Annotated in this window: 9 protein-coding genes and 1 pseudogene; 5 read left to right on the forward strand and 5 right to left on the reverse strand. The window is 70.3% G+C overall.

What is annotated here, in order from left to right:
• Positions 1 to 131 precede the first annotated feature (131 nt).
• A complete protein-coding gene (locus NBZ83_RS24935) occupies positions 132 to 926 on the reverse strand; it encodes an HNH endonuclease signature motif containing protein (RefSeq protein ID WP_261575911.1) in 795 nt (264 codons plus the stop codon).
• Positions 927 to 1,282: 356 nt separating this feature from the next.
• Positions 1,283 to 1,690: pseudogene (locus tag NBZ83_RS24940) on the reverse strand (SAM-dependent methyltransferase); the annotation flags it as partial.
• 310 nt (positions 1,691 to 2,000) lie between these two features.
• On the opposite strand from NBZ83_RS24940, the gene NBZ83_RS24945 reads away from it, so the two are divergent.
• The 5 genes from NBZ83_RS24945 (at position 2,001) to NBZ83_RS24965 (ending at position 6,592) form a co-directional block, all read left to right on the forward strand.
• On the forward strand, positions 2,001 to 3,161 hold the full coding sequence (locus NBZ83_RS24945; protein WP_261569505.1) for a phosphotransferase family protein: 1,161 nt from the start codon (positions 2,001 to 2,003) through the stop codon (positions 3,159 to 3,161).
• A gap of 94 nt (positions 3,162 to 3,255) precedes the next feature.
• Positions 3,256 to 3,687, forward strand: coding sequence for a Fur family transcriptional regulator (locus tag NBZ83_RS24950; protein WP_261569506.1), 432 nt, complete (start codon positions 3,256 to 3,258; stop codon positions 3,685 to 3,687).
• 15 nt (positions 3,688 to 3,702) lie between these two features.
• Positions 3,703 to 5,226 (forward strand): catalase, encoded by a 1,524-nt coding sequence (locus NBZ83_RS24955; RefSeq protein ID WP_261569507.1) that lies wholly within the window; start codon positions 3,703 to 3,705, stop codon positions 5,224 to 5,226.
• Between the two features lie 100 nt (positions 5,227 to 5,326).
• Positions 5,327 to 5,938, forward strand: a complete 612-nt coding sequence (locus NBZ83_RS24960; protein ID WP_261569508.1) for a cysteine hydrolase family protein — start codon at positions 5,327 to 5,329, stop codon at positions 5,936 to 5,938.
• A gap of 105 nt (positions 5,939 to 6,043) precedes the next feature.
• Positions 6,044 to 6,592: a hypothetical protein gene (locus NBZ83_RS24965; RefSeq protein WP_261569509.1), complete on the forward strand. Its 549-nt coding sequence runs from the start codon at positions 6,044 to 6,046 to the stop codon at positions 6,590 to 6,592.
• 26 nt (positions 6,593 to 6,618) lie between these two features.
• Here NBZ83_RS24965 and NBZ83_RS24970 read toward each other — a convergent pair whose 3' ends face one another.
• The 3 genes from NBZ83_RS24970 to NBZ83_RS24980 all read right to left on the reverse strand — a co-directional run.
• A complete protein-coding gene (locus tag NBZ83_RS24970) occupies positions 6,619 to 7,770 on the reverse strand; it encodes an acyl-CoA dehydrogenase family protein (RefSeq protein WP_261569510.1) in 1,152 nt (383 codons plus the stop codon).
• Between the two features lie 44 nt (positions 7,771 to 7,814).
• Positions 7,815 to 9,845, reverse strand: a complete 2,031-nt coding sequence (locus NBZ83_RS24975) for an acetyl/propionyl/methylcrotonyl-CoA carboxylase subunit alpha (RefSeq protein WP_261569511.1) — start codon at positions 9,843 to 9,845, stop codon at positions 7,815 to 7,817.
• A gap of 77 nt (positions 9,846 to 9,922) precedes the next feature.
• Positions 9,923 to 10,278, reverse strand: a 356-nt coding sequence (locus NBZ83_RS24980) for a carboxyl transferase domain-containing protein (RefSeq protein ID WP_308203375.1), incomplete at its 5' end; no start/stop codon positions are given.

A 10,278-nucleotide genomic window follows, 5' to 3' on the forward strand; every position in this document is an offset into this window, starting at 1 on the left:
GGTTCGGGCCGTCGGGGGGTGGCCCTGGTGGGGGCTGGTCTGTCCGGGAGTAGGTGTGGGCGTTCGCGGAGGTGTTCCGGCTAACTGGACGGCACGATGATTGGTACTACTGTAGCGAATTATCGCAGGGGTCAAATGGTAAATTCACCTGGCGCGAGAAAAACCCCTCGACCGCCAGCTACCTGGTTCGCCACGAACGTATTTCTGTAGCGGACGTCTAGAATTTGATTCGGCATAATCGAGAAGGGGCCGCCATTGAGAAATAGCTCGCCGGTAATCTGGAGAGCCAAATCATCGGTCTGGTCAATCTGTAGCTGCATCCGACGATCGGCGTGTATGAAGCGAAGCTTTCGACGGTTGATGGCGATGTCCCACGCGTCGGAAGTGCGGATGCTCATCTTATTTTCGCTAACCTCAAAGCATGTGACCCCTGTCGCGTCCTCAAAGTTGGCGGTGATCCACAGAAGTCCGAAATCATCCTTACGGAGCGAGAGGTAGGGGCGATTGGGATCGCGCGATTCCAAAATGCGTTCCTGGTTCCTGGCAAGAACGCCGCCTCCCAGTTTCACGACCAGATCATCGTGCGCTGTCCAGCCGAAGACGGTCGATATTATCGAGTCGGGTTGCTGGTGATCCCGGAGTTTTTCGCTCAGCTCCACGAGGCGCCGTTTCTCCAGGTCAGATGCTCTCGCCGACTCTTGCCAGAAGTTGTGGTGTGCGTAGCACAGGAAGATTAGGTTATCGAGTTCGTAAGGGCCGCCATCGTCTTCCGCAACAATATGGGCGTACTGCTCGCCCCCCCGGTCGCAGCCCGGGAACTTGCATTGGAAACGATCCCGTTGGCGGACCTCGCGCTGCGTTTGGGCCTTGCTCATGCCAACATCACTCCTATCCGGTGCCAGCCGATCGTCGCCCTGCCCCGACATCTGCAATCCGTAGGGACAATGCGGCTGGAAGACGCCCGGCGGCCAGCGACACTACCCCGATCATCGCAGAACCCAGCGGGCGCCTACGAGTCGGCGGGGCGGATGGCGCAGGCGATCGCGCCGTGCGAGGCGACCTTGGCCGACGCGGAGCGGGTCCCCGGGACATCCAGTGCTGGCAACGTTCCACGCGAACCTCGCCGCAGCCCGCCAAACGATCTAACGGCGTGACGAGAGTCCGGCAGGCCGCCAGCACGGCATACAGCGTCCGGGCCGTGCGGCGTGTGCAACGCGGGGGCGGACTCAGGGGTCGGCCCGACTACCTGAAGATGCTGGTGAAACGCCTGTACCTACGCCGGCACGGCCGGGTCGTTGTCCGCGTAGACGACCCGCGCATCCGGAGCCGAGGCCTGAGCGACCTCGTGCAGGTTCGGCGAGGTGGGAATGCCGGTGCCGACGTCGAGGAACTGCGTGATCCCCTTCTGCGCCACCAGGAACCGCGTCACCCGCCGCAGGAAGGCCCGGTTCTCCCGGGCCCCGGTCCGAGCCGTCGGGAAACCGATCAGCGCCTGCTCGGCGGCCGCCCGGTCCGCCGGGAAGTTGTCCTTCCCACCCAGGAAGTAGTCGTAGATGCGGGCCGAGTGCGGCTGGTCGGTCTTCAGATCGATCGAGGCCCGATCGATCTGGGCCCCGTCGATCTGGGCCACGGAGTTCCACCACGGCCCGGGACCCTCGTGATCCTGTACATCTCCCACAGCCAGCCCCATGCCTCTCGTCCGACGGGTCCCGCTTCCCTGCCGACCCGCCGGCGTCGTCGCACCGGAACGAACTGGTCGCACTGCGCACTGTTTCATGACGAGTGCCACGCGGGTGCGGGCCGTCCGCATCCAGCCGGCGGCCCACCCGGGTGGCCCCCGGCCCGGGGTCCCTCCCGGGGCCCGGCTCGACGGGGATGGGGTGGCCACGTATCCCTGGTGAGCAGGCGTGTCGCGGGCGAGACTGACACAATCTGCCACCGGCGCCAATGCCTGCAAGAGGCGAGCGTCGTAGCCGAGTGTGAACGACAGGAGTCGCCACGTGTCGAACAGCCCGAGCCTGCCCTCTGCCCAGCCCTGGCAGCCCGATGTCACGGAGCTGGCCAGTTACGGCCCGTACTCCCGGCCGGCACCGATGCCGATGCGCTGGGAGCAGATCACGGCGCCCTGGTTAAGCGCGATGCTGGCCAACCGCTACCCGGGCATCGAGGTGACCGACCTGCGGACCGTGGAGCTGCGCAGCACGCACACCACGAAGGGGCGGGTCGCCGTCACCTACAACGAGGTCGGCCAGCGGGCGGGCCTGCCCGAGCACCTGTGCCTCAAGGCGAACTTCACCGGCCGCGCGAATCCCATGGACATCTGCCAGGTGGAGGCGCGTTTCTACCACGAGCTGGTCGAGGGCACCCAGATCCCGGCGCCGCGGTTCTACTACGCCGACTGGGATCCCGACGGCAGCGGCCAGGGGCTGGCGGTCCTCGAGGACCTCATCGAGCTCGGCGGCGAGTTCGGCAGCAGCTTCCAGCACATCGGCGTCGACGCGGTCGGCCGGGCCCTGGACGACATGGCGGTCCTGCACGGCAGCTACTGGGCGAGCCCCCGGCTCGACGCGGCGAGCTGGCTGCCCACCTCGATGGACACCCGCGGCGACTGCGACCAGGCCCGCATCATGTGGTGGCTGGTCGAGGAGAACCTCGGCCGCGACGTCTACATCTCCCGGCTGCCGGCCTGGATGGTCGCCGACCCGCAGCGTTTCCTGCGCGCCTACGACCTGCTCAACCAGTACGCCCGCGAGCAGACCGGGCCGCGCACGATCGTGCACGGCGACGCCTACCTCGGCAACACCTACCTGCGCCCGGACGGCCACCGCATCTGGCTGGACTGGCAGATGGTCCGCAAGGGTCACGCCTGGCGCGACGTCAGCTACTTCATGGTCGGCGCGCTCACCGTCGAGGAGCGCCGCGCCCACGAACGTGAGCTGCTGGCCCGCTACCGGGAGGCACTGCTGGCCACGGGCGCGCGCGACGTGCCGGCCGCGGACGCGATCTGGGAACAGTACCGGCGGTGGGCGATGTACGGGCTGCAGGCCTGGATGGGTACCAAGGACCACTGGGGGCAGGACAACCACACGATGATCGGACGCTTCTCCGTCGCGACCGCCGATCTCGACACCCTGGCCCTGCTCGAGGCCCAGGCCGACTGAGCGGACCACCCCGACACGGGTGCGGCGAACAGATCAATAAAACGGCATGGTCGTTGAATTGACTTCATCCAGAATAGGTGGGACCGTTCTGGACATGCCCACCGACGGGGAAGCCGCGTTGCGCGGGGCCGGTCTGCGCGTGACCGGACCGCGTCTCGCGGTGCTGGACGTGCTCGCCGGGCATCCGCACGCCACGGCCGACGCGGTGGCCGAGCGGGTTCGGGCCAGGCTGGGCACGGTCTCGAAGCAGGCCATCTACGACGTGCTGGCGGTGTTCGTCACCGCTGGTCTCGTCCGCAGGATCGAGCCCGCGGGCTCGCCGGCCCGCTTCGAGACCCGCACGGCCGACAACCATCACCATCTGGTTTGTCGCGCCTGCGGGCGGGTAGCCGATGTGGACTGCGTGACCGGCGCCCGCCCCTGCCTGGAGCCGGGTGATGACGCCGGGTTCGTGATCGAAGAAGCCGAAGTCGTGTTCTGGGGCGTGTGCCGTAGCTGCAGATCGGATGGTGTCCCTGCACGGTAAGGCGAGGAGGACATTGTGACCGCATACGAGACCCGTCCGACGACGACCGACGCCGGAGTGCCCGTCGCCAGCGACGAACACTCGTTGACCGTCGGCCCGGACGGCCCACTGCTGCTGCAGGATCACTATCTGCTGGAGCAGATGGCGAACTTCAACCGGGAGCGCATCCCGGAGCGCCAGCCGCACGCCAAGGGCGGCGGCGCGTTCGGCACCTTTGAAGTGACCCAGGACGTCAGCGCCTTCACCCGGGCGGCGGTGTTCCAGCCCGGCGCCGAGACGGACGTCCTCATCCGGTTCTCGACCGTGGCGGGCGAGCGGGGCTCCCCCGACACCTGGCGCGACCCCCGCGGCTTCGCGGTGAAGTTCTACACCAGCGAGGGAAACCTCGACATCGTCGGCAACAACACGCCGGTGTTCTTCATCCGGGACCCGATGAAGTTCCAGCACTTCATTCGGTCGCAGAAGCGACGCGCCGACAACAACCTGCGCGACCACGACATGCAGTGGGATTTCTGGACGCTGTCCCCGGAATCCGCCCACCAGGTCACCTGGCTGATGGGCGACCGCGGCATCCCGCGCACGTGGCGGCACATGAACGGCTACTCGAGCCACACCTACATGTGGATCAACGCGGCCGGCGAGCAGTTCTGGGTGAAGTACCACTTCAAGACCGACCAGGGCGTCGAGTTCTTCACCCAGGACGAGGCCGACCAGATGGCGGCGATCGACACCGACTACCACCAGCGTGACCTGTACGAGCACCTCCGGGACGGGGAGTTCCCGAGCTGGACGCTGAAGATGCAGATCATGCCGTTCGAGGACGCGAAGACCTACCGGATCAACCCGTTCGACCTGACCAAGGTCTGGCCGCACGCCGACTACCCGCTGCACGAGGTCGGCCGCCTCACCCTCAACCGCAACGTCAGCGACTACCACACCGAGATCGAGCAGGCCGCGTTCGAGCCGAACAACCTCGTCGCCGGCACCGGCCTGTCCCCCGACAAGATGCTGCTGGCCCGCGGGTTCAGCTACTCCGACGCCCACCGAGCCCGGCTCGGGGTGAACTACCGGCAGATCCCGGTGAACTCGCCGAAGGTCCCCGTCCACAGCTACTCCAAGGACGGCGCGATGCGGGTGCGCAACGTCAGCGACCCGGTGTATGCGCCCAACTCCTACGGCGGCCCCCGGGCCCAGCCCGAGCTGACCGACGACGGCGGCCGCTGGCATGCCGACGGTGAGATGGTGCGCACCGCCTACACCCTGCGTCCCGACGACGACGACTGGAGCCAGGCCGCCACGCTGGTCCGCGAGGTCCTCGACGACGCCGGCCGGGCCCGGCTCGTCGACAACATCGTCGGACACCTGCTCGACGGTGTCAGCGAGCCGGTCCTCGAGCGTGCCTTCGAGTACTGGCGCAACGTCGACAAGGATCTCGGCGGCCGGATCGAGGCGGGCGTGCGGGACAAGCAGCACCTGACCGACCCGAAGGCCACGCAGCAGGCCAACCCCGCCCGGTCGGACGCGCAGGCCAAGGCCTGAGCCAGGCGCGCCCGCCCGCAGGATCGTGGTTCGTTGCTCGCCGCCGACGCCGAGCAACGAACCGCGACCGGGGCGGGCGGTGCCGGGTAGCGTGCCGACCATGCCTCTCGACGTGACACCGCACCTGGACCCGGCCACCACCGCCATCGTGAACATGGAATGCCAGGAGAACCTCCTCGGCGATCGACCGTTACTGCCCGGCCTCGCCGAGTCCGCCCGGCGCACCGGCCTGCTCGACAACCTGTCCGCGCTGTTCGACGCGGGTCGCAAGGTGGGCGTGCGGATCTACTACTGCACCGACGAACGGCGCCCCGACGGCTTCGGCTTCGCGCACAACACGTTCGTGAGTCTGCGGTCGTCCTCGGCGGCCGGCACCACCGGCGGGCAGGGCCCGGTGATGCCGCAGATCGCGCCGCGCCCGGAGGATGTCGTGTTCCGCCGTGAGCAGGGCCTCACCGGCTTCTTCGCCACCGGCCTCGACCAGTACCTGCGCAACACGAAGGTCACCACCCTGATCATCACCGGCGTCTCGTTGAACATCGCCGTCCTCGGCACCGCGATCGAGGCGATGAACCTCGGTTACAAGGTCGTCGTCCCGCCGGACTGCATCGCGGGCGACCCGTACGAGTACGCCGAGCACGTCGTGCGCTACACCATGCGCAACATCGCCTTCGTGGTGCCCTCCACCACCATCACCGCCGCCTGGCGCTGACCACCCGGCCCCGGGAGTCTCCCGCGCGGGTTAGCCCGGGCCCCACCGGAGACACCTACCGCAGGACCGACCCACGGCGGTGTCCCCGAGCGAGGGAGGCGTGGCATGAGTGACGCCAGGACCGAGACCATCAGCGGCGGTCGTGGGGCCGGGGCGCAGGCCGGCCCGGATCCGCTCGGCATCTACCTGAACGACCACCTGGCCGGCTCCACCGCCGGGCTGCGGCTCGCCCGCCGCACGGCGACCGCCCACCGCGCAACGCCCTCCGGTGCCGCGCTGGCGCGGGTGGCCTCGGAGATCGCCGAGGACCGCGACGCGCTGCTCGAGCTGATGCGCGCGCTCGGCGTCCCCGAGCGGAAGTACAAGATCGCCGCTGGCTGGGCCGCCGAGGCGGCGGGCCGGCTGAAGTCCAACGGTCGGATCGTGCGCCGCTCCGCGCTGAGCACCGTGATCGAGCTCGAGACGCTGCGGATCGGGGTGGCGGGCAAGGCGGCCGCCTGGCGCACCCTGAGTGCCGTGGCCGACCGCTACGACCGGCTCGACCAGGACCGCCTCGACGTGCTGCTCGAGCGGGCCCGCAGGCAGGCGCAGGAGCTCGACGAGCTGCGGATCACCGCCGCCCGGGCCGTCTTCGGCGGTACCGGCCGGACCTGACCCGCGGTCGGGTCCGGCCGCGCCGCCTACAGGCCGAGGTCGCGGGCGATGAGCATCTTCTGCACCTCGCTGGTGCCCTCCCCGATCTCGAGGATCTTGGAGTCCCGCCAGTGCCGGGCCACCGGGTACTCGTTCATGAACCCGTACCCGCCGTGGATCTGGGTCGCCTCCCGCGCGTTGGTGACGGCCGCCTCCGAGGAGAACAGTTTCGCCATCGCGGCCTGCTTCTTGAACGGCTGGCCGGCGAGCATCCGGGACGCGGCGTCGTAGTAGGCGGCCCGCGCGACGTACGTCCGCGTCTCCATCTCGGCGATCTTGAAGGCGATGGCCTGGTTGCGCCCGATCGGGGCGCCGAACGCCTGCCGCTCGTTGGCGTAGCGCACACTCTCGTCGACGCACGCCTGGGCGAGACCGACCGACAACGCCGAGATGGCGATGCGCCCCTCGTCGAGGATGCTCAGGAAGTTCGCGTATCCCCGGCCCCGCTCGCCGAGCAGGTTCTCCGCCGGCACCCGCACGTCGTCGAACGTCAACGGGTGGGTGTCGGAGGCGTGCCAGCCGACCTTCGAGTAGGCGGGCTGCGCGGTGAAGCCCGCGGTCGGCACCGGCACCAGGATGGCGGAGATCTCCTTGCGCCCGGCGGAGGTCTGCCCGGTCACCGCGGTCACCGTCACCAGCCGGGTGATGTCCGTGCCCGAGTTGGTGATGAACGCCTTCGACCCGTTGATGACCCACTCGTCCCCGTCGAGGCCGGCGGTGGTGCGGGTGCCGCCCGCGTCGCTACCGGCGCCGGGTTCGGTCAGGCCGAACGCGCCCAGGGCCCGTCCCGACGTCAGCAACGGCAGCCACTGCTCCTTCTGCGCCGCCGAGCCGAACCGGTACACCGGCATCGCGCCCAGCCCGACTCCGGCCTCCAGGGTGATCGCCACCGACGAGTCCGCCCGCGCGAGCTCCTCGATCGCCAGGCACAGGGTGAAGTAGTCCGCGCCCTGCCCGCCGACGGACTCCGGGAACGGCAGGCCGAACAGCCCCATCTCGGCCATCTGCGCGACGACCTCGTAGGGGAAGGTCTTCGCCTCGTCGTGCGCCGCCGCCGCCGGCGCCACGACCTCGCGGGCGAACTGTTCGACGAGCTTGCGCAGCGACTCCTGATCCTCACTCAACCGGGTGTCGGGCATGATGTCCTCCTTCGGGGTTCGGCTGCGGGGTTCGGCTGCGGGGTTCAGGTTCCGGCCGGGGCCGGGTCGACGACGGCGAGCACCGCGTCGAGGGTGACCTGCTCGCCGATGCCGACGAGGACGTCCTTGACCACGCCGGCGACCGGGGCGCCGACGGTGTGCTCCATCTTCATCGCCTCGACGACGACCAGCGGCGCGCCGACGGCCACCTCGTCGCCGGCGGTGGCGTGCACGGCGATGACGGTGCCGGGCATGGGGCTGCGGGCCTCACCGCCGGCCTCGACGGTGGCCGCCGCCGAGCGGCGCCGGTGTTCGGACACGGGCCACGCGCCGCCGTCGGCGCCCAGCCAGAGCGTGGCACCGTCGGCGACGGCCCGCCACCGGCGGGTGCGGCCGGCCAGGGTCACCACCAGCTCACCTCCGGTCGACAGCCGACTCCCCGGCTCGCCCCCGCCCGTCGTCCCGGCCCACTCCACGGCCGCCGGGATCGGCTCGCCGCCGTCGACGGCGACCAGCGCGTCCGCGGGGGTGCCGCGGACGCCGACCTCGACCGGTCCGGCGAGGCCCGCGGCCGTGATCGACCAGTGCAGCGACGAGTGCTCGCCGGGGCGCCATCCGCTGGGGACGTCCCAGGGGTCGACGAACGCCGTGTCCGGCGTCAGCTCCAGCAGGCGGGCAAGGGCATACACGGCCGGGAGGTCGGCCGCGCCCGGGGCGGCGGCGACCAGATCGTCGAGGTCGCGTTCGATCAGGCCGGTGTCGAGCCGGCCGGCGCGGGTGTCCGGATGGTCGAGCAGGGCCCGCAGGAAGCCGATGTTGGTGGTCACGCCGAGCACGCAGGTCCGGGCCAACGCCCGGTCGAGCCGGTCCAGCGCGGTGTCCCGGTCCGGCCCGTAGGCGATGATCTTGGCGAGCATCGGGTCGTAGGTGGACCCGACGGTGGCGCCGAGCCGCAGCCCCGAGTCGACCCGGACGGCCTGCCCCGACGGCTCGTCCAGCCGCAGGACCCGCCCGCCGGTCGGCAGGAAGCCCCGCGCGGCGTCCTCCGCGTACACCCGGGCCTCCACCGCATGACCGGTCAGCCGGATGTCGGCCTGGGTGTAGCCCAGCGGTTCCCCGGCCGCGAGGCGAAGCTGTTCGGCGACGAGGTCGATCCCGGTCACCAGCTCGGTGACCGGATGTTCGACCTGCAGGCGGGTGTTCATCTCCAGGAAGAAGAACTCCTCCGGGTTCGCCGCGGCGACGAGGAACTCGACCGTGCCCGCCCCGACGTAGCCGACCGAGGCGGCCGTGGCGACGGCCGCCGCCCCGATCCGCTCCCGCGTCCCGGGGGACAGCAGGACCGACGGCGCCTCCTCGACGACCTTCTGGTGGCGCCGCTGCAGGCTGCACTCCCGCTCGCCGAGGTGGACGGTCGTGCCGTGCGCGTCGGCGAGGACCTGCACCTCGATGTGGCGGGGACGGTCCACGAACCGCTCGACGAACAGGGTGTCGTCGCCGAACGCCGAGGCAGCCTCGCGGCGGGCGCCGGCGATCTCCGTCTGGAGCTGTGCGGCGTCCGTGGCGACCCGCATGCCCTTGCCCCCGCCGCCCGCGGACGGTTTGAGCAGCACCGGGTAGCCGATCTGCGCGGCGGCGTCGACCAGGTCGGCGTCCGTCATCGCCGGGTCGTCCCGGCCGGGTACGACGGGCACCCCCGCCGCGGCGACCGCGCGCCGGGCGGTGATCTTGTCTCCCATCACCTCGACGGCGTGGACCGGCGGCCCGACGAAGACGATGCCCGCCTCGGCGCACGCCGCCGCGAACGCGGCGTTCTCCGACAGGAACCCGTAGCCGGGATGGACGGCCTGGGCCCCGGTGGCGACCGCGGCCGCGACCACCGCGGCGATGTTCAGGTACGACTCGCGGGCGGGCGCCGGCCCGATCCGCACGGCCACGTCGGCCTCCCGCACGTGGCGCGCGCCCGCATCGGCGTCGGAGTAGACCGCCACCGACTCGATGCCGAGTTCGCGCAGGGTCCGGATCACCCGGACGGCGATCTCCCCGCGGTTGGCCACCAGCACTGTCGAGAACATCGTCGCCCTCCCTGTCGTCACCTCCGTCGCCCTCACCTCCCTCGCGGTCACCTTCGTCGCGGTCACCTCCGTCGCGCTCACATCCGGAAGATGCCGTAGCCGGGCGGGTCCATCGGCGCGTTGGCCGCCACCGACAGCGCCAGCCCGAGCACCGTGCGGGTGTCCCGCGGATCGATCACCCCGTCGTCCCACAGTCGAGCGGTCGAGTAGTACGGGCTGCCCTGCGCCTCGTAACGCTCGCGGATCGGGGCGCGGAAGTCCTCCTCCGCCTCGGCCGGCCAGTCCTGCCCGCGGGCGGCGTACTGCTCGCGGCGGACGGTGGCGAGCACCGCCGCGGCCTGCTCCCCACCCATCACCGAGATCCGCGCGTTCGGCCACATCCACAGAAACCGCGGCGAATACGCCCGCCCACACATCGAGTAGTTCCCCGCAC

This window comes from Frankia gtarii (assembly GCF_025403375.1).
Classification (GTDB): Bacteria; Actinomycetota; Actinomycetes; order Frankiales; family Frankiaceae; genus Frankia; species Frankia gtarii.